This is a genomic window from Georgenia sp. AZ-5 (assembly GCF_043952095.1).
Lineage (GTDB): Bacteria > Actinomycetota > Actinomycetes > Actinomycetales > Actinomycetaceae > Georgenia.
This window is the reverse complement of record NZ_JBINOU010000001.1, coordinates 1,517,934-1,540,656: the sequence shown is the minus strand read 5'-3', so window position 1 is coordinate 1,540,656 and position 22,723 is coordinate 1,517,934. Positions and strand designations below refer to the sequence as shown.

23 protein-coding genes and 4 tRNA genes are annotated in these 22,723 nt (G+C 72.9%); 15 read left to right on the top strand and 12 right to left on the bottom strand.

Going from position 1 to position 22,723, the window contains the following annotated elements; genetic code table 11:
• Positions 1 to 107: 107 nt before the first annotated feature.
• The 3 genes from ACF0H8_RS07370 (at position 108) to ACF0H8_RS07360 (ending at position 1,197) form a co-directional block, all read left to right on the top strand.
• Positions 108 to 180: transfer RNA gene (locus ACF0H8_RS07370), tRNA-Arg, on the top strand.
• Between the two features lie 197 nt (positions 181 to 377).
• Positions 378 to 1,016: an oligoribonuclease gene (orn, locus tag ACF0H8_RS07365; protein ID WP_395290833.1), complete on the top strand. Its 639-nt coding sequence runs from the start codon at positions 378 to 380 to the stop codon at positions 1,014 to 1,016.
• A 108-nt stretch (positions 1,017 to 1,124) separates the two neighbouring features.
• A tRNA-His gene (locus ACF0H8_RS07360) sits at positions 1,125 to 1,197 on the top strand.
• A 108-nt stretch (positions 1,198 to 1,305) separates the two neighbouring features.
• On the opposite strand, the gene ACF0H8_RS07355 is transcribed toward ACF0H8_RS07360, so the two are convergent.
• The 3 genes from ACF0H8_RS07355 to ACF0H8_RS07345 form a co-directional block, all read right to left on the bottom strand.
• Positions 1,306 to 2,445 (bottom strand): AI-2E family transporter, encoded by a 1,140-nt coding sequence (locus ACF0H8_RS07355; protein WP_395288305.1) that lies wholly within the window; start codon positions 2,443 to 2,445, stop codon positions 1,306 to 1,308.
• 225 nt (positions 2,446 to 2,670) lie between these two features.
• Complete coding sequence (locus ACF0H8_RS07350) at positions 2,671 to 3,585, bottom strand: RimK family alpha-L-glutamate ligase (protein WP_395288304.1); 915 nt, start codon at positions 3,583 to 3,585, stop codon at positions 2,671 to 2,673.
• Positions 3,586 to 3,705: 120 nt separating this feature from the next.
• Positions 3,706 to 4,740 carry an LLM class flavin-dependent oxidoreductase gene (locus ACF0H8_RS07345; RefSeq protein WP_395288303.1) on the bottom strand — a complete coding sequence of 345 codons (1,035 nt, stop codon included), beginning with the start codon at positions 4,738 to 4,740 and terminating at the stop codon, positions 3,706 to 3,708.
• A gap of 257 nt (positions 4,741 to 4,997) precedes the next feature.
• Here ACF0H8_RS07345 and ACF0H8_RS07340 point away from each other — a divergent pair, with 257 nt between their 5' ends.
• From ACF0H8_RS07340 to ACF0H8_RS07315, 6 genes are all read left to right on the top strand, one after another.
• On the top strand, positions 4,998 to 5,912 hold the full coding sequence (locus ACF0H8_RS07340; RefSeq protein WP_395288302.1) for a MetQ/NlpA family ABC transporter substrate-binding protein: 915 nt from the start codon (positions 4,998 to 5,000) through the stop codon (positions 5,910 to 5,912).
• A 79-nt stretch (positions 5,913 to 5,991) separates the two neighbouring features.
• Complete coding sequence (locus tag ACF0H8_RS07335; RefSeq protein ID WP_395288301.1) at positions 5,992 to 7,068, top strand: methionine ABC transporter ATP-binding protein; 1,077 nt, start codon at positions 5,992 to 5,994, stop codon at positions 7,066 to 7,068.
• Positions 7,065 to 7,727: a methionine ABC transporter permease gene (locus ACF0H8_RS07330; RefSeq protein WP_395288300.1), complete on the top strand. Its 663-nt coding sequence runs from the start codon at positions 7,065 to 7,067 to the stop codon at positions 7,725 to 7,727. The genes ACF0H8_RS07335 and ACF0H8_RS07330 overlap by 4 nt, the downstream gene beginning before the upstream one ends.
• Positions 7,728 to 7,932: 205 nt before the next feature.
• A complete protein-coding gene (locus ACF0H8_RS07325) occupies positions 7,933 to 9,498 on the top strand; it encodes an aldehyde dehydrogenase family protein (RefSeq protein ID WP_395288299.1) in 1,566 nt (521 codons plus the stop codon).
• A gap of 90 nt (positions 9,499 to 9,588) precedes the next feature.
• Entirely contained in the window at positions 9,589 to 10,164 is a 576-nt protein-coding gene (locus ACF0H8_RS07320; RefSeq protein ID WP_395288298.1) for a DUF779 domain-containing protein, read from the top strand.
• 199 nt (positions 10,165 to 10,363) lie between these two features.
• A tRNA-Lys gene (locus ACF0H8_RS07315) sits at positions 10,364 to 10,436 on the top strand.
• Between the two features lie 101 nt (positions 10,437 to 10,537).
• Here ACF0H8_RS07315 and ACF0H8_RS07310 read toward each other — a convergent pair.
• Both ACF0H8_RS07310 and ACF0H8_RS07305 read right to left on the bottom strand, forming a co-directional pair.
• On the bottom strand, positions 10,538 to 10,666 hold the full coding sequence (locus tag ACF0H8_RS07310) for a hypothetical protein (RefSeq protein ID WP_395288297.1): 129 nt from the start codon (positions 10,664 to 10,666) through the stop codon (positions 10,538 to 10,540).
• Positions 10,667 to 11,063: 397 nt separating this feature from the next.
• The gene (locus ACF0H8_RS07305; RefSeq protein ID WP_395288296.1) at positions 11,064 to 12,128 is read right to left on the bottom strand and encodes a YihY/virulence factor BrkB family protein; all 1,065 of its coding nucleotides are present in this window, start codon (positions 12,126 to 12,128) and stop codon (positions 11,064 to 11,066) included.
• A 147-nt stretch (positions 12,129 to 12,275) separates the two neighbouring features.
• Between ACF0H8_RS07305 and ACF0H8_RS07300 the strand changes: the two genes are divergently transcribed.
• The 6 genes from ACF0H8_RS07300 (at position 12,276) to ACF0H8_RS07275 (ending at position 15,473) form a co-directional block, all read left to right on the top strand.
• Complete coding sequence (locus tag ACF0H8_RS07300) at positions 12,276 to 12,791, top strand: peroxiredoxin (RefSeq protein WP_395288295.1); 516 nt, start codon at positions 12,276 to 12,278, stop codon at positions 12,789 to 12,791.
• Between the two features lie 28 nt (positions 12,792 to 12,819).
• Positions 12,820 to 13,299: a thioredoxin-dependent thiol peroxidase gene (bcp, locus tag ACF0H8_RS07295; protein WP_395288294.1), complete on the top strand. Its 480-nt coding sequence runs from the start codon at positions 12,820 to 12,822 to the stop codon at positions 13,297 to 13,299.
• 12 nt (positions 13,300 to 13,311) lie between these two features.
• Positions 13,312 to 13,393, top strand: a tRNA-Leu gene (locus ACF0H8_RS07290).
• Between the two features lie 198 nt (positions 13,394 to 13,591).
• Positions 13,592 to 13,954: a DUF6221 family protein gene (locus tag ACF0H8_RS07285; protein ID WP_395288293.1), complete on the top strand. Its 363-nt coding sequence runs from the start codon at positions 13,592 to 13,594 to the stop codon at positions 13,952 to 13,954.
• A 578-nt stretch (positions 13,955 to 14,532) separates the two neighbouring features.
• Positions 14,533 to 15,069 (top strand): DUF4916 domain-containing protein, encoded by a 537-nt coding sequence (locus tag ACF0H8_RS07280; RefSeq protein WP_395288292.1) that lies wholly within the window; start codon positions 14,533 to 14,535, stop codon positions 15,067 to 15,069.
• On the top strand, positions 15,069 to 15,473 hold the full coding sequence (locus ACF0H8_RS07275) for a DUF3054 domain-containing protein (RefSeq protein WP_395288291.1): 405 nt from the start codon (positions 15,069 to 15,071) through the stop codon (positions 15,471 to 15,473). The genes ACF0H8_RS07280 and ACF0H8_RS07275 overlap by 1 nt, the downstream gene beginning before the upstream one ends.
• 377 nt (positions 15,474 to 15,850) lie before the next feature.
• Here the strand turns inward: ACF0H8_RS07275 and rdgB are convergent, their stop codons facing one another.
• From rdgB to clpS, 7 genes are all read right to left on the bottom strand, one after another.
• Positions 15,851 to 16,498 (bottom strand): RdgB/HAM1 family non-canonical purine NTP pyrophosphatase, encoded by a 648-nt coding sequence (gene rdgB / locus ACF0H8_RS07270; protein WP_395288290.1) that lies wholly within the window; start codon positions 16,496 to 16,498, stop codon positions 15,851 to 15,853.
• Positions 16,495 to 17,274: a ribonuclease PH gene (gene rph / locus ACF0H8_RS07265; protein ID WP_395288289.1), complete on the bottom strand. Its 780-nt coding sequence runs from the start codon at positions 17,272 to 17,274 to the stop codon at positions 16,495 to 16,497. Before rph ends, rdgB begins: the two co-directional genes overlap by 4 nt.
• A gap of 37 nt (positions 17,275 to 17,311) precedes the next feature.
• The gene (locus tag ACF0H8_RS07260; RefSeq protein WP_395288288.1) at positions 17,312 to 20,005 is read right to left on the bottom strand and encodes a phosphoenolpyruvate carboxylase; all 2,694 of its coding nucleotides are present in this window, start codon (positions 20,003 to 20,005) and stop codon (positions 17,312 to 17,314) included.
• 92 nt (positions 20,006 to 20,097) lie between these two features.
• Positions 20,098 to 20,892 (bottom strand): MBL fold metallo-hydrolase, encoded by a 795-nt coding sequence (locus ACF0H8_RS07255; protein WP_395288287.1) that lies wholly within the window; start codon positions 20,890 to 20,892, stop codon positions 20,098 to 20,100.
• Positions 20,889 to 21,713: a glutamate racemase gene (gene murI, locus ACF0H8_RS07250; protein ID WP_395288286.1), complete on the bottom strand. Its 825-nt coding sequence runs from the start codon at positions 21,711 to 21,713 to the stop codon at positions 20,889 to 20,891. Before murI ends, ACF0H8_RS07255 begins: the two co-directional genes overlap by 4 nt.
• Before the next feature lie 11 nt (positions 21,714 to 21,724).
• Positions 21,725 to 22,369 (bottom strand): DUF2017 family protein, encoded by a 645-nt coding sequence (locus ACF0H8_RS07245; protein WP_395288285.1) that lies wholly within the window; start codon positions 22,367 to 22,369, stop codon positions 21,725 to 21,727.
• The gene (gene clpS, locus ACF0H8_RS07240) at positions 22,369 to 22,698 is read right to left on the bottom strand and encodes an ATP-dependent Clp protease adapter ClpS (protein ID WP_395288284.1); all 330 of its coding nucleotides are present in this window, start codon (positions 22,696 to 22,698) and stop codon (positions 22,369 to 22,371) included. Before clpS ends, ACF0H8_RS07245 begins: the two co-directional genes overlap by 1 nt.
• Between the last annotated feature and the right edge of the window lie 25 nt (positions 22,699 to 22,723).

The window sequence follows — 22,723 nt, the reverse complement described above, 5'->3', positions numbered from 1 at the left end:
CAGGGACCCGATTGCGGCATCACACGGGCTCGGGGCCACCTCCTGGCCTGCCGACCGGACCAGGAGTCCGCGGGCGTCCAGGCGGTGCCGCTACTCTGGATGGTCGTGCCCTCGTAGCTCAATGGATAGAGCAACGGCCTTCTAATCCGTAGGTTGCAGGTTCGAGTCCTGCCGGGGGCGCTATTCGCGTGAACTGTCGCGGCTGCATGTCGACGGTGGGTACTCCGTTGTGGCTCGGCACGCCTCTTGCTTCTTGCGGTGCCAGCTGGTCGGAGCGAAAGCACGGTGACGGGAGGCCGCCGGCCGCCCGCGACTACCCTGGCGTGGTGAGCCGTAACAGTGCACCGCAGGACCCCATCGTCTGGATCGACTGCGAGATGACCGGGCTGGACCTCGACAAGGACTCCCTCATCGAGGTCGCCGTCGTCGTCACCGACTCGGAGCTGCGTCCGCTCGACGCCGGCATCGACCTGGTCATCGCGCCGCGCCCCGGCACCGTCGACGGGATGGAGGAGGTGGTGCGGACCATGCACACCGCCTCGGGCCTGCTCGAGGAGCTCGCCGACGGGCTGTCGATGGAGGACGCCCAGCAGCGGGTCCTGGAGTACGTGCGCCGGTGGGTCCCCGAGCGTCGCAAGGCACCGCTGGCCGGCAACTCGGTGGGCACCGACCGCACCTTCCTCGCCCGGGACATGCCCGAGCTGGTCGACCACCTGCACTACCGGATCATCGACGTCTCCTCCATCAAGGAGCTCGCCCGCCGCTGGTACCCGCGCGCCTACTTCCAGTCCCCGGAGAAGAACGGCGGCCACCGCGCGCTGGCGGACATCCTGGAGTCCATCGACGAGCTGCGCTACTACCGCGCGGCCCTCTTCCCCGCCGGTGACGGCCCCGACAGCGCCGTCGCCAAGAAGGCCGCGGCAGAGGTCACCGCCAGCTCCACCGCGCTGGCCATCGCCAAGTTCGCGCAGCGCACGGCCGGCACCACCGCGGCGGGTACGGCCGGCGAGGCGTGACCCCGCACGCTGGGTTGCGTGACCCAGACCACCCGTCGACGCGTGAGGGGCACGGCTCGGATCCGGTATGCTTGACCACTGCCGCGGGATGGTCCGCCGGCAGCGATGGTGGGTATAGCTCAGTCGGTAGAGCGCCTGGTTGTGGTCCAGGAGGTCGCGGGTTCAAGCCCCGTTACTCACCCTGATACAGATCGGCGTGGTCTTGCGGGAATCCGCAGGACCACGCCGATCTTTCGTTCGGGTGTCCTGGGAGTCGCGAACGCGCCCGGCCGGGTCCGCGGTGCCTCCTCTACGCGTCGCCCCCGACGTCCTCGCTCGCGTCCGATTCCTCGTGCAGCTCGGGCAGCAGCTCGTAGCGTGTGCGGTACAGGTCGAGCAGCGTCAGCAGCATCGCGACGACCGGGATCGCGAGGAGCGCGCCCGCGACGCCGAACATCGCGGTGCCCAGGATCACGGACGCGAAGCTCACCGCCGGATGGACGTTGACCGCGCGGGCGCTGATGCGCGGCTCGATGGTGAGGTTCTCCACCTGCTGGTACAGGATGCCCCACGCGAGGACCATCACGCCCAGCCACGGGTTGGGGCTCAGCAGCCCGACGAGCACGGGAAGCACGATCGCGATGTAGGTGCCGATCGCGGGGACGAACTGGGCCACGAGCCCCGTCCACAGCGCCAGGGCGAGCCAGGACGGCAGTCCGATGATGAGGAAGACGACGCCGCTCGCCGTGGCGTTCACCGCGGCAAGGACCAGCCGCGCGCTGACGTACCGCCCCGTCTTCTCCGCCGTGGTGTCCCAGACCACCACCGTCTTCTCCTGGATCCGGCGCGGAAAGAGGGAGGCGATCCACCGGCGCAGCCTCGGTCCGTCGGCGGAGAGGTAGAAGAGGAACAGCGCGAACACGAAGAAGCTCGCCACCGCGCCGGCGAGTGAGCCGAGCACGGCGAGCAGCCCACCCGCCAGCTGACCGGCAGCGCTGGCCGCGCGCTCCGACGTCAGGTTGAGGTTCTCCAGGAGGTCGTCGACGGTGTAGTCGGTGCCGAACCGCCCGTTGACCCAGTCGAGGCCGTCCTGGGCAAGCTGAGGCACCGCCTCCACCAGGTTGGCGACCTGGTCGGCGACCAGCCGGCCGAACAGCGCGAAGAAGAGCCCGAGGAAGAGGGCGACTCCGAGCATCACGAGCCCGGTCGCAGCGCCGCGCGGCATCCGGCGGGCCAGCCGGCTCACCGCCGGCTCCATCGCGAGCGACGCGAACCACGCCATGACGATGCTGAAGAGCAGCGAGCTGCCCTGGCTGAGCACGAACCGGACGACGATGACCAGCACGATGAGGCCGATGACGACCAGACCGATCCGCCAGATGTTGCGGGGGTCGAGCACCACCCGTGTCGCTGAGTCTCCCCGGGTGCCGCCGCGGTCGCTGGTGCGCATGCCGCCTCCTTCGCTCGCCCTGATCGTGCCGCACACGCACCGACGCCATGCGCCGACGCGCACGGGAACCCGCCTCGGCCGTCACCGCGATCGCACGACGGCACTGGCCCGGTTCATCCAGGGCCGGTCAGGGCAGCGCCTGACGGAACCCGGCGAGACCCACAGCTGCCGCGTCAGCGGTCGTGCACCAGCGCGGCCGCGCGGCGCGGCCCCGCGGCCCCTGGGTCACCAGAAGGCGCGCACCGAGATGGCGTCGGCGAAGTTGTCCACCGCACCGGGCGTCGTCGACAGGTACAGGGAGGCGTCCACCAGGGAGACCTCCATGACGCTCATCGACCCGTTCGGGCCCTCGACGACGTCGATGCGGCAGAAGGTCAGCTGCTCGTCACGGCCCAGGCGGTCCTTGATGTAGGAGTGGATGGCCTGCCGGGCCTGCTCGCCGATCTGCCACTCGGCCGGGTTGGCCTGCCGCGCGTGGGTGACCTCCGCCGGCGCCGTCTGGCCGGGGTGGTAGCCGCCGTGCAGCATGGCCTCCTTCTCGACGGCGTGAGAGACCAGGCCGTTCATGTAGATCAGGGCGGTCTCGCCGCGCGTGTCCACGGACTCCATGTACCGCTGCACCATCACGCTGCGGCCGTGCTGGAGCAGGTCCATCGCGTGGTTGATGGCGTCACGGCGGGAGATGCCGTCCACCGAGGTGTACCGGCCCGCCTCCTGCCCGCCGGAGGAGACGGCGGGCTTGACGACGAAGTCCCCGCTCGCCGGGAACCGCGTGTGCAGCTGGTGCTTGTTGTAGTTGCGCTCCGGCTCGAGCCAGATCGTGGGGATGGTCGGCATGCCGCGGTTGGCCAGCTCGATGAGGTAGTGCTTGTCGGTGTTCCACCGCACCACGTCGGCGTGGTTGACCAGCTTGGGCACCGACTCGGCCCACCGCAGGAAGTCCTCGCGCCGGCCGGCGTAGTCGTGCACGGAGCGCAGGACGACGAGCCCGGCCTCGCTCCAGTCGACGTCGGGGTCGTCCCACACGGCGATGCGGGGCTCGATGCCGCGCTCCGCGAGGGCGTCGGGCAGCGGAGCGTCGTCCTCGGCGAGGTTGGGCAGCGCGGCGGAGGTGGCTAGGGTCACGATCGGCTTCGACACGTTGCCAACCTACCGTGAGGCGCGCGGCACGACCGTTGCGGCGGGGCCGTGGGCACCGCCGGCCGGGCCCTGGCGCACCGCCACCGGGCCGGCGTCGGGCACGAACCGCCCGCGCGCCCCTCAGCCTGCCGGCGTCCAGCCCAGCTCTGGCGCGACGTGCGCCGCGACGTTCTCCAGGATCCGGCGGCTCATGTCCAGCGTGGCGTTGGCCGGGAGCACCACGTCCAGACCGGTGGCCTCCGCGAGCGCGACGTCCGCCCGGAGGCTAGCGACCACCTCCTCGGGCCGGCCGTGGTGGGTACGGCCGAACACGCCCATGGACCCGTCCCGGGGCCGGCCGCGCTCGTCGAAGCGCCCGGCGTACCACTCGACGTAGTCGCGGAAGCGGTCGTCGTCCGCCGTGGTGACGCTGGGCAGCACGATCCGGCCGGCGTTGACCCGCGGCAGGCGGCCGGGCACGTCGAAGGCCTCCTTGTACGCCAGGATCTGCTGGCGCTGCCCCTCCTCGAAGTTCTGGCCGGTGTCCTCGGTGTTGAGCGTGGAGACCAGCAGGTTCATGCCCTCCCGGCCGGTGCGCTCGGCGGTGGCCCGCGAGCCCGGCCCGTACCAGAGCCGGTCCGCCAGGCCGGGAGCGTGCGGGGTGACGGTCAGCTTTGTGCCCGCCCGCCCGTAGGGCCCGTCCTTCCCGAGGACGGCGACCGGCTCGCCGCGCAGCGCCGCCCGGAGCCGGCCGATGCGGTGCCAGGCCTCCTCGCCGAAGCCGCGCTCGGCCCGTCCGAACACCCGGTCGAGCACGGGCGCCATCGGCGCGATGCCGCCGGCCAGGCCAAGCTCCAGGCGCCCGCCGGAGAGGAGGTCCACCGTCGCCGCGTCCTCGGCCAGCAGCACCGGGTCCATGTAACGCATCGGCAGCACGGCTGTGCCGAGCCGCATCCGGCTCGTCACCCCCGCGGCGGCGGCGAGAAACGTCAACGGCGAGGACAGGAACCGCTCCAGGTGGCGCACGCGCACCCAGCCGACGTCGTAGCGGAGCCCCTCGGCGAACGCGAACAGCTCGAGCGCCTCCCGCAGAGACCGGGCCGCGTGGCCGGGCTCCTCGTACGGGACGAACGTGAGGAAGGTGAGCTCCAGACGCCCCGGGCCGTCCGCCGTCATGCGCCCATGGTGCCCGCGCCCGCCCGCTCCGGTGCGCGAATGCGCCCCCGATCCGCGCCGGGTCCCAACTACCCGGCGAAGTGACCTCTGTCACTTTGTCAAGCCCACCCTCTCGCATCGTGAGATCCGTCCCATCCCGGGTCGCGCCTGCCGCCGGCGGCGCGAACCCTTGGTGCAGCGGCCAGCGCCGCCCACAAGAAGCCGGAGGCCGGCGCCCCTGCCCTGCGGGCGCCGGGGCCGGACATGACAGAAGGACCATGATGACCAACCGACTGCGCCGCGGAGCGGCCATCGCCGCCTCCGCCGCCCTCGCCCTGACCCTCGCCGCCTGCGGCGGCGGTACCGAAGAGTCCGGCGGCGCGGCCGGCGGCGCCGAGAAGGGCACCGAGGACAACCCGGTGCGCATCGGCGTGGTGGGCGCCTCCGACCCCCAGTGGGAGATCTTCCAGGACCTCGCCGAGGAGGAGGGCATCTTCGTCGAGATCGAGAACTTCTCCGACTACAACCAGCCGAATCCGGCCCTGGCCGACGGCGACCTCGACCTGAACCAGTTCCAGCACCTGCTCTACCTGGCGCAGTACAACCAGGCGGACGACCAGGACCTCACCCCCATCGGCGCCACCGCCGTGTACCCGCTCGGGCTGTACTCCCTCAAGCACGGCAGCGTGGAGGAGATCCCCGAGGGCGGCGAGGTCGCCATCCCCAACGACGTGACGAACCAGGGCCGCGCGCTGTACGTGCTCGAGGAGGCGGGTCTGATCGCCCTCAACGACGACGCCCCGCTCGTGCCCGACCCCACGGACGTCGACGAGGCGAGCTCCAAGGTGACCGTCACGCCGGTGGAGGCCAACCAGACCGTCGTCGCGCTGGACTCGGTCGACGCCTCGGTGGTCAACAACGACTTCGTCGACGACGCCGGCCTGAACCCCCAGGAGGCCATCTTCGCCGACAACGCCGCGAGCGAGGGCGCCCGCCCGTACATCAACGTCTGGGTGGCCCGGGCGGAGGACGCGGAGAACGAGACGTACCAGCGCCTCGTCGAGATCCACAAGTCCCCGGAGGTCGTCGAGGCGCTCCAGGAGAGCTCGGGCGGCACGGCGTCCATCGCCGACCAGTCGCCCGAGGAGCTGCAGCAGATCCTCGCCGAGGTCGAGGCAAGCCTCAACCAGTGACAGCGGCGACGGGGCCGGCGGTGGACAAGCACCGCCGGCCCCGTCGCGTGCTCGACAAGAACCGGGAAAATCAATCCTCATGAGCGAGATCATCCGTTTCGAAGGCGTGCACAAGACCTTCGGTGACGGCCCACGGGCCGTGCACGCCGTCGACGACGTCACCCTGACCATCGACAAGGGAGAGATCTTCGGCGTCATCGGCTACTCGGGCGCGGGCAAGTCCACGCTGGTGCGGCTGATCAACGGCCTGGAGTCCGTCACGTCCGGCCGCCTGGTGGTGGACGGCGCCGAGGTCTCCGCCCTCGGCGAGAAGCAGCTCCGCGGCGTGCGGGCCGACATCGGGATGATCTTCCAGCAGTTCAACCTCTTTCCCTCCAAGACGGTCGCGGAGAACGTGGCGTACCCGCTGCGGGTGGCCGGCTGGGAAAAGGCCCGCCGCGACGCGCGCGTCGCCGAGCTTCTGGACTTCGTCGGCCTGGCGGACAAGGCCGGCGCGCGCCCGCCCCAGCTGTCCGGCGGCCAGAAGCAGCGTGTCGGCATCGCCCGCGCGCTGGCCCGCCAGCCCAAGATCCTGCTCGCCGACGAGGCCACCTCCGCCCTGGACCCGGAGACCACCCGGGACGTGCTCGCGCTGCTGCGCCGGGTCAACGCCGAGCTCGGGATCACGATCGTGGTGATCACGCACGAGATGGACGTCGTGAAGTACATGTGCGAGCGGGTCGCCGTCATGGAGGACGGCAAGGTGGTCGAGCTCGGCACGGTCTACGACGTCTTCTCCCGCCCCCGGCGGGAGGTCACCCGCCGGTTCGTCGGGACCTCGCTTCGCGACCGGCCCAGCCGCGAGGTGCTCGAGCGGCTCGCCGGGACCCATCCCGGCACGCTGGTGACCGTCGGGATCCAGGAGGACACCGGCTCCAGCGCGCGGCTGATGAACAGCCTCGCCGAGCACGGCGTACAGGGCGCGATCGTCTACGGCGGCATCACGGAGATCGGGGTGCGCCCCTTCGGCTCGCTCACCCTCGCCCTGACCGGTGACGGCGGCGCCATCCGTGCCGCGCTGGCCGACCTGCGGTCGTTCACCACCGTCCAGGAGTACCCCGAGCTGACCGGCGGCGCCCCCGCCGCCACGGCGCACGAGAGCAAGGAGCAGCGATGAAGTTCGACTGGGCCGACAACTGGCCGCTCTTCCTCGAGTCCTTCGGCGAGACCATCTACATCGTCGCCATCGCGATGGTGCTGGGCGGGATCGCCGGCCTCGTGATGGGCCTCGCGCTGTACACCACCCGCAGCGGCGGGCTGTTCGAGAACAACACCGTCTTCACGCTGCTCAACGTTCTCGTCAACTTCATCCGGCCGATCCCGTTCGTCATCTTCCTGACGGCGGTCGGCCCGCTGACCATCCTCCTCACCGGCTCACGCATCGGCACCCAGGCGTTCATCGTGCCCGCGTCGATCATGTGCGCCTTCGCCACGTCCCGGATCGTGGAGCAGAACCTCGTGGCGCTCGATCCCGGCATGATCGAGGCGGCCCGCTCCATGGGCGCCTCGCCGATGCGGATCATCTCCACGGTCGTCATCCCCGAGGCACTCGGGCCGCTGATCCTGGGCTACACCTTCATCTTCGTCGCCGTTGTCGACATGTCGGCCCTCGCGGGCATCATCGGCGGCGGCGGGCTCGGCGACTTCGCGCTGACCCAGGGCTACCAGCGCTTCGACTGGGGCGTCACCTGGATCACGGTGCTCGTCATCGTGGCGCTGGTGCAGGTGGTGCAGTTCCTCGGCAACGGTCTGGCCCGGCGGGTCCTGCACCGCTGACGCCCCGCCGCGTCGGCGGCCACCGACGCCGGCCGCGAGACGGCCCCGGGCACGCCCGGGGCCGTCTCGCATGCCCCACGAAGAAGCCCTATTCGGACGGCGGAAACTCGCCTATGGTCGGGCGGGCCGGCTCAACGACGAGCCGGCGCCCCACGAGGGCGCGAGCAGGCTCGACGACGAGCCGCCGACAGAGGGGACGCATGGCATGACGCTGCAGGCCGAGAGCACCACCATCGCCGACGAGCCGACCGGCACCACCTACGCCGCGCCCGGCACCGAGGGCGCGGTCATGAGCTACGAGGCGCGCTACGACAACTACATCGGCGGCAAGTGGGTGCCGCCCGTCAAGGGCCAGTACTTCGGCAACCCGACGCCGGTCACCGGCGAGGTCTTCTGCGAGGTGGCACGCGGCACCGCCGAGGACATCGAGCTGGCGCTGGACGCCGCCCACGCCGCGGCGCCCGCCTGGGGCCGGACCTCCGCGGCCGAGCGCGCCCACGTCCTGAACCTCGTAGCCGACCGCATCGAGGAGAACCTCGAGAAGCTCGCCGTCGCCGAGACCTGGGAGAACGGCAAGCCCGTGCGCGAGACGCTCGGCGCCGACATCCCGCTCGCCGTCGACCACTTCCGCTACTTCGCCGGCGCGATCCGCGCCCAGGAGGGCAGCATCTCCCAGCTCGACGACGACACCGTCGCCTACCACTTCCACGAGCCCCTGGGCGTGGTCGGGCAGATCATCCCGTGGAACTTCCCGATCCTCATGGCCACCTGGAAGCTCGCCCCGGCGCTGGCCGCGGGCAACGCCGTGGTGCTGAAGCCGGCGGAGCAGACGCCGGCGTCGATCCTGTACCTGATGAGCCTCATCGGGGACCTGCTGCCGGACGGCGTCGTGAACGTCGTCAACGGCTTCGGCGCGGAGGCCGGCAAGCCGCTCGCCTCCTCCCCCCGCATCCGCAAGATCGCCTTCACCGGGGAGACCACCACGGGCCGGCTGATCATGCAGTACGCCTCCCAGAACCTCATCCCGGTCACCCTGGAGCTGGGTGGGAAGTCCCCGAACATCTTCTTCGAGGACGTCATGCGCGCCGACGACGGCTTCCGCGACAAGGCCCTCGAGGGCTTCACGATGTTCGCCTTCAACCAGGGCGAGGTGTGCACCTGCCCCTCCCGGGCACTGATCCAGGAGTCCATCTACGACGAGTTCATCGACCTGGCCATCGCCCGCACGAGGGCCATCAAGCGCGGCAACCCGCTGGACACCGGGACGATGATCGGCGCGCAGGCCTCCTCCGACCAGTTCGAGAAGATCCGCAGCTACCTCGACATCGGCAGGGCGGAGGGCGCCGAGATCCTCGTCGGGGGCGGCGTGGACGAGGTCGAGGGCATCGGCGGCGGGTTCTACATCCAGCCGACGGTGTTCAAGGGCCACAACGGCATGCGGATCTTCCAGGAGGAGATCTTCGGGCCCGTGCTGGCGGTGACGACCTTCAAGGACTACGACGACGCGATCGCCATCGCGAACGACACCCTCTACGGGCTGGGCGCCGGCGTGTGGTCCCGCGACGGCGCCGTCGCCTACCGGGCCGGCCGCGACATCCAGGCCGGGCGGGTGTGGACGAACACCTACCACCAGTACCCCGCGCACGCCGCGTTCGGCGGGTACAAGAACTCGGGCGTCGGGCGGGAGAACCACCTGATGATGCTCGAGCACTACCAGCAGACGAAGAACCTCCTGGTCTCCTACGCCGAGGGCGCCCAGGGCTTCTTCTAGGCCGCTCCCGCCCGAGCCGTCGGGTGTGCCGGACGTCGACAGGACGTCCGGCACACCCGCCCGGCATCACCCGCTCACGAAGGAGGCGCCATGTCCGCACCGACCTCGGGCACCCACCCGGTCTCGCCGGAACAGGCCACGCCACCCACCGAGCCGCGCGTGGTGGCCCTGCCCGCCGCCGCCGAGCTGCTGCGCGCACTGCGCGAGCGGCACGGGCCGCTGATGATGCACCAGTCGGGCGGCTGCTGCGACGGCTCCTCCCCCATGTGCTACGCGCAGGGTGACTTCATCGTGGGCGACCGGGACGTGCTGCTCGGCGTGCTCGACCTGCGGCTCGGCGTCGGGGAGGTCGGCACGGAGCCACCCGGGGACCATGACGGCGTGCCGGTGTGGATCTCCGGGCCGCAGTTCGAGCTGTGGAAGCACACCCAGCTCATCCTCGACGTGGTGCCCGGCCGCGGCGCCGGCTTCAGCCTCGAGGGCCCGGAGGGCGTGCGCTTCCTGACCAGGTCGCGAGTGTTCAGCGACGCCGAGTCGGAGGCGCTTGCCGGGCACGGCTTCCTCACCGGCGCGGACTGGGAGGCCGGCGCACGGCCCGCCGTCCCGGCCCGGCCGCAGGTGGTCGCGACGGCGCAGGACGCGTGCGCGCTGCCGGCGGACCGCTGACCCACGGGAGCCGAGGCGGGCGCGGCCGCGCGGCGGTGTGTCGGCTCCGTCGCCGCCGTCCGCCGACCTTCCAGCGGCGACCGGTCACCCACGCCCCGGTCGCGCAGCCTGGGACGCTGTGCCCGATGTCACCCGCCCGGAGGCCCCCGCTGACTTTGAGGGCCCTCGAGCGGTGCGGTAAAGTCTCATTTCGCGTCAAGCACCGCTAGCTCAATTGGCAGAGCAGCTGACTCTTAATCAGCGGGTTCTGGGTTCGAGTCCCAGGCGGTGTACAACGGTCCCCGTCCTGCTCCGCAGGGCGGGGATTTCTCGTTCCGTGGCCCGGTGGTCCCGCCCGCCGGAGCTGCCGGGAGACGTCGGCGCCGACGCCGCCCTACCCGCTCACCCGCGGCCCCCCGCGCAGGACCACCTCGCGGGAGGCGGCGAGGTCGATCCGCCGTCGGGCGTCGTCCATGAGCCGGAACATCCGCATCCGGGCGCCCAGCCGGCGCGGGACCAGCACGACGATGGACCCCGCCGGCTGCGGCCGCGGCGTGTCCAGCCGGGCACCGGTCAGATGGATGCCGAGCTCATGGTCGGACAGGCGTGCCCGGCCGCGGCTGGTCGTGGGCTGGCGCGCCTCCCGGGCGGCCCGGACCGCCCGCGGTTCGAGTCCGGCGGCCCGCCGGTGCGGGAGCCCTCGGACGCCGCGCCGGCGTCCGAGTCGCCCTGCGCTGCGCCGGCCGGGCGGTCGGGTGTTCTCATGTCTGACCCTTCGACGGGCGTTCTGCAGGCAACGCTCCGCGGTGGCACACCGTCGCCGCCGGTCCCCCTCCAGAGTCCGGCAGCCGCGTTACTACGCCGTTACGGCCGACCTGGCGCCGAGGGACGGCGCCCGCGGCGGCGGTATCGCCGGCCGGTCAGCGTGTCCCGGGCTCGGCCGGCTGCTTCTGCCCCGTGGCGGTGCGGATGCGGTGGGCCTCCTCCACGAGTCCCTGGTACTTCTCCGCGTCCTTGTCGCTCTTGGTGGTGTCGCGGGGCGGGAGCTGGAGGTGCTCCTCGGCCGCCAGGCCGCCCTCCAGCTCGCGGGCACGCTCGAGCTCGGCGTCGAACTCGGCCCCGAACAGCAGGACCACGTTCATGATCCACAGCCACAGAAGGAAGATGATGATGCCCGCGAGCGCGCCGTAGGTGGCGTTGTACCTGCCGAAGTTCGCGACGTAGAAGCCGAACCCGGCGGTGGCGAGGCCCGCGACGACGATGGCGAGCGCCGCGCCCGGGCTGATCCAGCGGAACTCCGGCATCCGGGCGTTGGGCGTGAAGTAGTACAGCACCGCGATCATGACGATCGCGACGACGACGAGCACCGGCCACTTGGCGACGTCCCACACCGCCACCGCCGTCGCGCCCAGGCCGATGAGGTCGCCCACCCAGCGCGCCACCGGTCCGCTGACGACCAGGATGAGCGCGGCCACGGCGCCCAGGACCACCAGCATCGCCGTGATGGCGTACATCATCGGCCGCAGCTTCCAGATCGGGCGCCCCTCGGGCACCTCGTACGTCGAGTTCATCGCGCGGCTGAAGGCGTTCACGTAGTTGGAGGCCGTCCACAGCGCGATGAGGAGGCCGATGACCAGGCCGAGGCCGGCGCGGGTGTTCTCCGTGATGCCGCTGATAGGGCCCTCGAGCTGGCGCGCGGTCTCGTCGGGCAGGTAGTCGTTGAGCATCCCGATGACCGCCTCGGTCGTCGCCTGGCCCTGACCGACGACGCCGAGGATCGACACGCACGCGATCAGCGCAGGGAACAGGGACAGCACGCTGTAGAACGTCAGCGCGGCCGCCTTGTCGGTGAGCTGGTTCCGCAGGAACTCCCTCACCGCACGCTTGAACGCGTACCGCCACGTCGGGCCGGGCAGCTCGGTCGGGCTGCCGGGCATCCTCCGCCGCAGGAGCCGCCAGTGCCGGTCGCGCGTCTTCGCATCCATGCGCCCAGGGTTCACCGGAGAGCCCGGTCCGGCCAGGGGAACGTCGCACATCGCTGCGCCAGCCGGGCCCTTTTGTGGACCAGGACTCACGTAATCGACGGTCGGGTGACAGGATGTGCCCCAGACCGCCGTCGCCCCGGAGGACCCATGAACCGCCTTCAGCCAGGCCAGCCCGCGCCCGACTTCACCCTGCCCGTCGCCGGCGGCGGCGAGGTCTCCCTCGCTGAGCTCCGCGATCGCAGCGCCGAGGGCGTGATCGTGTACTTCTACCCGAAGGCCGCGACGCCGGGCTGCACCACCGAGGCCTGCGACTTCCGCGACAGCCTCGCCTCCCTGCAGGGCGCCGGGTACGCCGTCGTCGGGCTCTCCGCCGACCCGGTCGCCGACCTGGAGGCCTTCGCCGCGGACCAGCACCTGACCTTCCCCTTGGCCTCGGACGCCGACCACGCGGTCGCGGAGTCCTACGGCACCTGGGGGCCCGTCACGTTCGGCGGCCGCACGTTCGACAGCGTGCACCGCTCCACGTTCGTGGTGCGCTCCGACGGCACGCTCCTGCTCGCCCAGTACGACGTCGACCCGCAGGGCCACGTCGCCGCCCTGCGCGCGGAGCTCGGCGTGGACGCCGCAGCGAGAGCGACGGCCGACGTTCCCGCCCGCCCCTGACATCCCACCCGCTCCCCAGGAGGACCCGTTGCCCCGCCTCGACGCCGGCGACCACGCGCCCGACTTCACCCTGCCCACCGCCGACGGCGGCCAGGTCGCCCTCGCCGACCTGCGCCGGTCCACGGACAAGGGCGTCATCGTGTACTTCTACCCGGCAGCGGCCACGCCCGGGTGCACGAAGGAGGCCTGCGACTTCCGCGACTCCCTCGCCGCGCTGCAGGCCGCCGGTTACGCCGTCGTCGGGCTCTCCCCCGACGGCGTGGACAAGCTGGCGAAGTTCGCCGACGCCGAGTCGCTCACCTTCCCGCTCGCCTCGGACGCCGAGCACACCGTGCTCGAGGCCTACGGTGCATGGGGCGAGAAGAAGAACTACGGCCGCACCTACACCGGCGTCATCCGCTCCACCGTGGTCCTGGCGCCCGACGGCACCGTCACGCTGGCGCAGTACAACGTGCGCGCCACGGGCCACGTCGCGCGGCTGCGCAAGCTGCTGGGGCTGGCCGCATAGGCTGACCCCTGAGCGCGAGTGGCGTAATTGGCAGCCGCGCCAGGTTTAGGTCCTGGTGCCTTCGGGCGTAGGGGTTCGAGTCCCCTCTCGCGCACTTCGAGCATCGCTCAATGGCTCAACCTGAGCGGCTACCGGCCCCCGAAGGAGGTGACCCCCGGAGGGTGGAAGCCTCCGGGGGTCTGCCGGGCACCTGGCGAAGGGTGGCCGGCGCTCCCGAGCCTACCCCCTTACAAGGCTGACCCTCACTGCGACATCCATCCCACAGCGCCGGCCGCGGTGCCACGATCGGCGGGTGAGCATCGTCGAGTTCCTGCTCGCCCGCATCGCCGAGGACGAGGCGGAGGCCGCCGCGTCCCCTGACGGCGACCGGCCCGGCGAGGCGGACGCCGCCGCGTCCCCTGACGGCGATCGCCCGGCCGGGCGCCGGGCGGGCCGGGCCCCGGCCGGGTGCCGCTCCCGCCTCCTCGCGGAGTGCCGCGCCAAGCGCGCGATCGTCGCCCTGCACCCGGGGGCCACCGACCCGTGGGGCTTCGAGGGCTGCCTCACGTGCGGCAACGTCGCCGACACCACCGAGGGCTATCCGTGCCCCACGCTCCGCGCCCTCGCCATGGTCTACGCCGACCACCCGGACCACCGGCAGACGTGGCGTCCCTGACGCTTCGGCCGGCAGGGTCGCATCGCCGAGCTCACCGAGAGGGCTCTGACAGCCGAGCTACCAGGCCCCCGCCACAGCGCCGAGCCACCGCTACCGCGCCGAGCCACCAAGCCCCGCCACCGCGCCACCAAGCCCCCGCCACCGCGCCACCAAGCCCCGCCACCGCGCCACCAAGCCCCCGCCACCGCGCCACCAAGCCCCCGCCACCGCGCCGAGCAGGCGCTAATCCGGCGTCCCGGCCTCGAAACGCCGGATTAGCACCTGTTCGACCCGGACTCGGCCGCCGAGAGCGGGCAAGTACTCGACCACGGGGACTCGACCAACGCGGACTTGGCCGGCAAGCCCGTGCGTGGCGCCCGAGGCCGCCGAGAATGTCCTAGTTGCCCGTCTGAGCGCAGGACGGGCAGTTACGACCTTGTCGGCACGGCTGGCTGGCCGTACCTGGGGCGCGGCTGGTCGCCCCGGTGACCCGGCCGGTCGGCCCGGCGGGGCGGCCGGTCGCCGTCCCAAGGCGCGCCCGGACGCGCGACATCCGGGACGACCTCGCGCCGGAGGCGCTCTCGCGATAGAAACGGAGGGTGAGTGACATCGCGAGCGGTGACCTCGGTCCGTGGCTCTCCCCCGAAGACCTGGCCATGGTCCGCAGCAAGGTGCCCATGCTCTACATCGACGCCCTGCCCGTGCGGGTCGACGCCCACGGCGACCTGGAGGCCGTGGGCCTGCTGCTGCGGGCCACCGCGGCCGGCACGATCTCCCGGGCGCTCGTCTCGGGCCGGGTGCTGTTCCACGAGACGATCCGTGAGGCCCTCGAGCGGCACCTGGAGAAGGACCTGGGCCCCATGGCCCTGCCCCGGATCCCGCTGTCGCCGCTGCCCTACGCCGTCGGGGAGTACTTCCCCACCCCGGGCAGCCCGTTCTACGACCCTCGGCAGCACGCCGTCTCGCTGGCCTACGTCGTGCCGGTGGTGGGTGACTGCCAGCCCAGCCATGACACCCTGGAGATGACCTGGCTGACGCCGGCCGAGGCCCTCACGCCCGAGGTGCTCGGCGACATGTCCGAGGGCCACGCCAGCCTGCTGCGGCAGGGTCTGGCCCACCTGGGGAGGCTGCGCTGATGGAGACAGACCCGGAGCCGGTGGCCGACAGCCCGGTCAACCCGTGGTGGTGGTTCGGCCTGGACCTGGCGTGCGTGCTGGTCTTCGCCCTGGTCGGCATGCTCATGCACGGCTCGGCGTTGTCGGAGTACTTCCAGACGGCGTGGCCGTTCGTCGTCGGCCTGGCGGTGGCCTGGATGGCGCCGGGCACCCGCGACGTGCCGCTGATCATCTGGCCCACCGGCGTCATCGTGTGGGCGGTGACGACGGCGGTCGGGCTCGCGCTGCGCTGGGCCAGCGGCGACGGCGTCTCCGGCGCGTTCCCGCTGGTGACCGCGATCGTGCTCGCCGTGCTGCTCATCGGGTGGCGCGTCGTGCCCGAGGTGGTCGAGCGGCGCCGGGCGCGGCGGGCGCGCTACCTCTGACCCGTGGTCCCTGTCCCGCAGCACCACGGGGCGTCTTGCGGGGCGGCTGAGGACGCACCGCGGTCACCACGGGCGGGAACGTCGCGCTCGGGAGTCGTGCCACGGCCCGAAACCTCCGACGCGGCGCACCTCGATGTGCAGGACCTGGCCCGGTGGCGGGTCCGGCATGGGTGGGAACGCGGCGCCGGGGCCGATGTAGGTCTGCGCCAGTCGATGGAGCGGAGCGACCGGTGAGGCCCGGCCCACCGCGGCGCGCCGGGCTCGACGAAGCCAGCGCGGCGGCAGTGAACCGCCCGTGGGGCCGCGGGTCCGGGACGCTCGTCCCGACGCAGGTCCCGCGGCCAGCCCGGCGGCTCGGCGACGTCCGGGCCGGCCCCTCAGCGCAGCAGCTGGGCGATGTGCGGGGCCAGGGCCCGGAACGCCTTGCCGCGGTGGCTGATGGCGTTCTTCTCGGCGGGCGTCAGCTCCGCGGCGGACCGGTCCTCGCCGTCGGGCAGGAGGATGGGGTCGTACCCGAAGCCGCCCTCCCCGCGCGGGGCGGTCAGCAGCGTGCCGGGCATGGTGCCCTCCTCCACCACCTCCCGGCCCGACGGCGTCACGAGCGCGGCCGCGCAGGCGAAATGGGCGCCGCGGTGGCGCTCCGGGACGTCGGAGAGCTGGGCCAGCAGCAGTTCGAGGTTGGCCCGGTCGTCGCCGTGACGGCCGCACCAGCGGGCGGAGAACACCCCCGGCGCGCCGCCGAGCACGTCGACGCACAGGCCGGAGTCGTCGGCGACGGCGGGCAACCCGGTGGCGGCGGCCAGGGCGCGGGCCTTGATGAGCGCGTTCTCGGCGAACGTGACGCCGTCCTCCACCGGCTCCGGGGCGCCGAGGTCCGCCGCGCCGTGCACGGCCTCGCCGTCCAGGCCCGGGAGCAGCGGCGCGAGGATCTCGCGCAGCTCTCGCACCTTGTGGGCGTTGTGGGTCGCCAGCAGCAGCCGCGCGCCGGGGGGCACGCGGACACCGCCCGGCACGCGCACGCTCACTTCAGCTGCTCCAGCGGCCGGGCGAGGGCGTCGGCCTGGATCTGGCGCAGCTGGGCGGTGCCCGCCACGGCGAGGTCGAGCAGCGAGTCGAGCTCGGCGCGGTTGAACGGCGCGCCCTCGGCGGTGCCCTGAACCTCGACGAAGTCCCCGGAGCCGGTGACGACGACGTTCATGTCGGTCTCGGCGCGCACGTCCTCCACGTAGGGCAGGTCGAGCACCGGCCGGCCGTCGATGATGCCGACGGAGACGGCCGAGACGGAGTCGGTGAGGACCGGCTTGGCCGCCTTGGGCGTGATCAGCCCCTTGGCGGTGCCCCAGGCAACGGCGTCGGCGAGCGCCACGTAGGCGCCGGTGATGGCCGCGGTGCGGGTGCCGCCGTCGGCCTGGAGCACGTCGCAGTCCAGGACGATGGTGTTCTCGCCCAGGGCGGAGTAGTCGATGACCGCACGCAGCGAGCGGCCGATGAGCCGGGAGATCTCGTGGGTGCGCCCGCCGATGCGGCCCTTGACGGACTCGCGCTGGCTGCGGGTGGAGGTGGCCCGCGGGAGCATGGCGTACTCGGCGGTCACCCACCCCTCCCCCGAGCCCTGCCGCCAGCGCGGCACGCCCTCGGTGAAGGAGGCGGCGCACAGCACGCGGGTGCGGCCGAACTCCACCAGCACGCTGCCCTCGGCCTCGTCGAGCCAGCCGCGGGTGATGCGCACCTCCCGCAGCTCGTCGGGGCGGCGGCCGTCCGCGCGCAGGGCCGAGGTGGTCGAGGGGGTCGTTGAGCTCATGCCCCGAGGCTACCCGCGCCCGCCCACGCTCCCTGCGTCAGCCGGTGTTCTGCAGGCCGGCGGCCACGCCCTTGAGCGTCAGCAGCAGCAGGCGCTGCTGGTCGGCGACCTCCTGCTCGCCGAGCTCGTGGGAGGCGTCACGCAGCACCCGCAGAGCCCGCAGCTGCAGCAGCGACAGGGCGTCGACGTACGGGTTGCGCAGCTGCACCGCGCGGCCGAGCACCCGGTGGCCCTCGAGGAGGCGGGTGTGGTCGGTGATGGCCAGCACCCACCGGGTGGTCAGCTCGAGCTCGGCGAGCACCTTCTCCCCCAGGTCGGGCCGGTCCCCCAGCTCCAGGTAGCGCCGGGCGATGCGCGGGTCCGACTTCGCCAGCGACATCTCGACGTTGTCGATCATCGTGGCGAACAGCGGCCACTCGGCGTAGGCGCGGCGTAGCAGGTCCAGGTCACCGACCGCCTCCAGGGACGAGCCGAGCCCGAACCAGCCGGTGAGGTTGATGCGCGCCTGCGTCCAGGCGAAGTTCCACGGGATGGCCCGCAGGTCCTCCAGCGACTCCACGCTGAGGCCGCGCCGGGAGGGCCGCGAGCCGATGGCCAGCAGGCCGATCTCCTCCTGCGGGGTCACCTCGGCGAACCAGGGCGCGAACCCGTCGGCGTGGATGAGGTCGAAGAACCGCTCGCGGGAGACCGCGTCGAGCTGCGCGGCCAGGTCCGCGTAGCGCTCCGCCGCCTGGGCGTTGCGCCGCTCGATCGAGGGGGCGGAGGCCATGAGGGTCGCGGCGGCCACCTGCTCGATGTGCCGCACGGCGATGTCCGGGTTGCCGTACCGGGCGGTGATGACCTCGCCCTGCTCGGTGACCTTGAACCGCAGGTCCACCGAGTGCGGCGGCTGCGCCAGGATGGCCCGGTTGGCGGGGCCGCCGCCGCGGCCGAGCGCGCCGCCGCGGCCGTGGAACTGGGTGAGGACGATGTCGTTCTCCCGCGCCCACGCGGCGATGCGGGCCTGGGCCTCGTACAGGGCGAGCGTGGCGGAGACCGGGCCGACGTCCTTGGCGGAGTCGGAGTAGCCGAGCATGACCTCCAGCCGCCGGCCGGTCTGCTCCAGGCGCCGCTGCACGGGCGCCAGCGCGAGCATCTCGTCGAGGATGCCTGGGGCCGCGCGCAGGTCGTCGAACGTCTCGAACAGGGGGATGACGTCGAGTACCGGCGCCGCCTCGGCCGAGCCGAGCGCGTGCTCGGCGAGGGCGTAGACGTCGGCGATGTTCTGCGCGGACTGGGTGAAGGAGATGATGTACCGGCGGCAGGCGTCCAACCCGTGGCGCTTCTGGACGGCCGCGATGGCGCGGAAGGTCTCGAGCACCTCCTCCGGCGGGACGGCCGGCGAGGGGACGGACTCCGGGTCCGCGATCCACGCGAGGGTCTGGCTGTGCACCTTGGAGTGCTGGCGCACCTCCATCTCCGAGAGGTGGAAGCCGAAGGTGTCCACCTGCCAGATGAGCTGCTGCAGCTGCCCGTAGGCCGCGCGCGGCGCGCCCGCGGCCACCAGGGAGTCCTGGACGGCGGTGAGGTCGGCCCGCAGCTCCCCGGCGGTGGCGTAGGCCAGGTCGGCGTCGCGGCGGCGGGTCGCGCCGATCCGCTCGGCGACGACGAGCAGCACCTTCCGGTGCGTCTCGCCCGGCGAGTGCGCCGCCGCCTGCGCGGTCAGCTCCGGGGAGACCTGCCGCTGGCGGCCCCACAGCGCGGCCACCTGCTCCGACGGGGGCGTGAAGCGGTCGTCCAGCGTCAGGCTCAGCGCCACCTCGCGGGCGACCCGCTCGAGCGCGACGAGCACCCGGTCGGAGGACTGCGCCGCGGCCTGCCGGGTGATCGCGGCGGTGACGTTGGGGTTGCCGTCCCGGTCCCCTCCGATCCAGGTGCCGAGCCGCACGAAGGCCGGCGCCTTGGGCGCCTTGCGCCCGCGGTCCTCGCCCTGCATCCAGTCGTCCAGGCGGCGGTACACCTCGGGGAAGACCTGGAAGAGGGTCGCGTCGAAGACGCCGAGGGAGGTGCGCACCTCGTCCAGCGGCGAGGGGTTGGACGGGCGCAGCTGCGCGGTGCGCCACAGGTTGTCGACCTCGGCCAGCAGCTCCCGGCGGTTCTCCTCCAGCGCGCCGGGCCCCCACCGCGGGTCGTTGCGGTCGGTCATCAGCTCGGTGATGCGGCGGATGCTGCTGGCGACGGCGTTGCGCCGCGCCTCGGTGGGGTGCGCGGTGAGCACCGGGTGGAACCGCAGCGCCGCCAGCCGCCGCTCGGCCTCCTCCTGCCCGACCTCGGCCGCCAGGTGCGAGAAGGCGGCGGCCACCGAGTCCGACGGGCGCTGCTCGGCCAGCGGCACCTGCCCCTCGCGGGCATGCAGCGTGCGGACGCGGTGGAGCTCCTCGGCGAGGTTCGTCAGGTGGAAGTAGCACGTGAAGGCGCGGGCCACCTCCTCCGCGCGCTCGGTTGAGAACGAGTCCACCAGCGCCTCGGCGTCGGCGAGGTGGCCGGCGGCGGGGTCCTCCAGCGCGGCGATCGCCAGCTCGCGCAGGCGCTCGACGTCGGAGTACAGCCCGTCCCCGCCGTACTCGCGCAGGATCTCGCCGAGCAGGCCCACCAGGAACCTCACGTCCCGGCGCATCTCCTCGGGGATCTCGTGGCTGGCCGCGCCGCGGCTCTCTGCCGGTGCGGACGTCGGTCGGGCTGCCTCGGTCATGGGTCGAGGCTACCGACGCGGAGGGCGACGGCGCCCCGCCGCCCACGTGGCGATCCCCACACGACGCCGCGTCCGCGCGGCGGGCGGCGCCGCTACAGGGTCCAGCGGGCGCCGGGCACCGCCACGTCGACCGGCCCGTCGTAGACGGCGATGGCCTCGTCGCGCACGATCTCGGGGTCGGTCCACGGCTGCAGGTGCGTCAGCACCAGCCGGCCGGCGCCCCCGGCGGCGGCGACCTCGCCGGCCCGCCGGCCCGTCAGGTGCACGCCGCGCACCGTGTCGCGGCCCTCCTGGAACGCGGCCTCGCTGAGCAGCAGGTCCACGCCGCGCGCGAGGGCCACGACGCCGTCGCAGCTGTCGGTGTCGCCGGTGTAGGCCAGCGAGACCTCGCCGTTGCCCAGCGAGCTGGGCCCGGTGATGCGGATGCCGTAGGCCGGCACCGGGTGTCTCACCGGGAAGACCTCCAGGCGCAGCGGCCCCACGTGCACCGGGGTGGCCGGGTCGTGCTCGCGGAAGGTGAACTCGCCCGCGTAGTCCTCGTCGGGCCCGTCCCCGCCGACGCCGCGCAGGCGGTCCACCGCGCCGGCCGGTGCGAGCACCGTCAGCGGGCCGAGCGGGCCGCCGGGGTGCCAGCGGCGGTAGACCTGCATGCCGATCAGGTCGACCATGTGGTCGGCGTGCAGGTGGGACACCGCCAGCAGGTCGATCTCGGCGGGGTCGACGTGGGTCATGAGCGCGCCCATCGCGCCCGACCCGAGGTCGAGGACGACGGTCCAGGTGCGTGGGCTGCCGTCCTCGTCCTCGCCGGCGGCCTGCACCAGGTAGCACGAGGCCGCGGAACCGGGGCCGGACATCGACCCGGAGCAGCCCACCACGGTGAGCCTCATCGGACCCCCTCCAGCTCGGCGACGCCGTGGACGGCGGTGACCTCCGGGCCCAGGAACCGGCGGGCGAGCCGGGCGAAGGAGTCCGGGTCGCCCGTGGCGAGGAAGCGGTGCTCGGGCGGGCCGGCGTCCGGGTCCCGGGCGATGCCGTGGGCCAGCAGGGTGCGGTAGACGTCCTTGGCCGTCTCCTCCGCCGAGGAGACGAGCGTGACGTTCTCCCCCATGACGTAGGAGATGACGCCGGTCAGCAGCGGGTAGTGGGTGCACCCGAGCACGAGCGTGTCCACGCCGGCGGCCCTGACCGGGGCGAGGTGCTCCTCGGCGGCCGCCAGGACCTCGGGGCCGGAGGTGACGCCCCGCTCGACGAAGTCCACGAAGCGGGGCGCGGCGGCCATCGTGAGCTGCAGGTGCGGCGCGGCGGCGAAGGTGTCCCGGTAGGCGCCGGAGTCGATGGTCGCCTGGGTGCCGATGACCCCGACCCGGCCGCTGCGGGTCGCGGCGACGGCGCGGCGGACCGCGGGCTGGATGACCTCGACGACCGGGACGCCGGCGTCGACGGTGTAGCGCTCGCGCGCGTCGCGCAGCACGGCGGCGGAGGCGGAGTTGCAGGCGATGACGAGCATCTTCACGCCCGAGACGACCAGCCGGTCCATGACCTCCAGCGCCAGCTCGCGCACGCGCGCGATCGGCTGGGGCCCGTACGGGCCGTTGGCGGTGTCGCCGAGGTACAGGACCGACTCCCCGGGAAGCTGGTCGATCACGGCGCGGGCCACGGTCAGGCCGCCCACGCCGGAGTCGAATATCCCGATGGGAGCGTCGTCCATAGCGGACGAGCCTAGTGGGCTCGCCGAGGCCGCCGCATCGCCTCCAGAAGTGACTCCTGCCACCACGTCAGGGCGGCGTACATGGTCGCCAGCGCGTCCCTGACGGCGTCGTCGGCGTCCTCGCCGGAGAGCCGGTCGGCGCGCTGCGCCCGGTCGTAGACGGCCTCGGCGTCCTGGTCGTCCTCGATGCCCAGGCGGGAGGCGAGCACCAGGCGCACGTCGGTGAGCGCGGCGAGCCAGGGGCCCTCCCGGCCGGTGCGGACCACCACCACCCCCTTGGGCCCGCTGGGCTCGCGCAGCTCGCGCCACACCGTCTCCAGCCGCGCCACTTTCCCCGCGCGCAGCGAGTCCTCCGTCAGGGCCCGCAGCTCGGCGGACAGGCGGGGGTCGTCGTGGCTCATCGGCGGCAGCAGCCGGGCGAGGGCCGGGTCGGCGGGCGCGTCGCGCACCGCGTCGGCGGCCGGGTCGAAGTCGAGCGCCGCGAGCACGGCGTCCGCGCCGTCCGGGGTGGTGGGGCCGGGCGCGGCCGGGGCGCCGTCGTCGAGCGGGGTGCCGAGCAGCTCGGCCGTGTCGGCGACGAGGCGGGCGATCACGGTGCGCTCGGCCGCCTTGAGCCGGGACGCGCTGCCGCCGGGCACGGGGACGAACGCGTGCACTACGCGCCCTCCTGGTCCAGGGTCGCCCAGAGCCCGTAGGAGTGCATCGCCTGCACGTCCACCTCCATCTGCTCGCGCGGGCCGTGCGAGACCACGGCCCTGCCCCGGGTGTGGACCTGCATCATCAGGCGGGTGGCGGTGGGCTCGTCGTACCCGAAGTAGGTCTGGAAGACCCAGGTCACGTAGCTCATGAGGTTCACCGGGTCGTCCCACACGACCGTGCGCCAGGCGCGGTCCGGTACCGCCGTCGTCTCCTCGGAGGTGGCCTCCTGCCCGGTGGGCGCGGTGGCCACGCGCAGGCGGGGCAGCGTGGGAGGCGGGGGCGTCACGGGTCCACTGTAGGTGGGCGGCGCC

Coding starts and splice junctions, on each gene's coding strand:
- orn (WP_395290833.1), top strand. CDS start 378: ATGACCGGGCTGGACCTCGACAAGGACTCCCTCATCGAGGTCGCCGTC.
- ACF0H8_RS07355 (WP_395288305.1), bottom strand. CDS start 2,445: ATGCGCACCAGCGACCGCGGCGGCACCCGGGGAGACTCAGCGACACGG.
- ACF0H8_RS07345 (WP_395288303.1), bottom strand. CDS start 4,740: ATGACGGCGGACGGCCCGGGGCGTCTGGAGCTCACCTTCCTCACGTTC.
- ACF0H8_RS07340 (WP_395288302.1), top strand. CDS start 4,998: ATGATGACCAACCGACTGCGCCGCGGAGCGGCCATCGCCGCCTCCGCC.
- ACF0H8_RS07335 (WP_395288301.1), top strand. CDS start 5,992: ATGAGCGAGATCATCCGTTTCGAAGGCGTGCACAAGACCTTCGGTGAC.
- ACF0H8_RS07330 (WP_395288300.1), top strand. CDS start 7,065: ATGAAGTTCGACTGGGCCGACAACTGGCCGCTCTTCCTCGAGTCCTTC.
- ACF0H8_RS07325 (WP_395288299.1), top strand. CDS start 7,933: ATGACGCTGCAGGCCGAGAGCACCACCATCGCCGACGAGCCGACCGGC.
- ACF0H8_RS07320 (WP_395288298.1), top strand. CDS start 9,589: ATGTCCGCACCGACCTCGGGCACCCACCCGGTCTCGCCGGAACAGGCC.
- ACF0H8_RS07305 (WP_395288296.1), bottom strand. CDS start 12,128: ATGGATGCGAAGACGCGCGACCGGCACTGGCGGCTCCTGCGGCGGAGG.
- ACF0H8_RS07300 (WP_395288295.1), top strand. CDS start 12,276: ATGAACCGCCTTCAGCCAGGCCAGCCCGCGCCCGACTTCACCCTGCCC.
- ACF0H8_RS07275 (WP_395288291.1), top strand. CDS start 15,069: ATGGAGACAGACCCGGAGCCGGTGGCCGACAGCCCGGTCAACCCGTGG.
- rph (WP_395288289.1), bottom strand. CDS start 17,274: ATGAGCTCAACGACCCCCTCGACCACCTCGGCCCTGCGCGCGGACGGC.
- ACF0H8_RS07260 (WP_395288288.1), bottom strand. CDS start 20,005: ATGACCGAGGCAGCCCGACCGACGTCCGCACCGGCAGAGAGCCGCGGC.
- ACF0H8_RS07255 (WP_395288287.1), bottom strand. CDS start 20,892: ATGAGGCTCACCGTGGTGGGCTGCTCCGGGTCGATGTCCGGCCCCGGT.
- murI (WP_395288286.1), bottom strand. CDS start 21,713: ATGGACGACGCTCCCATCGGGATATTCGACTCCGGCGTGGGCGGCCTG.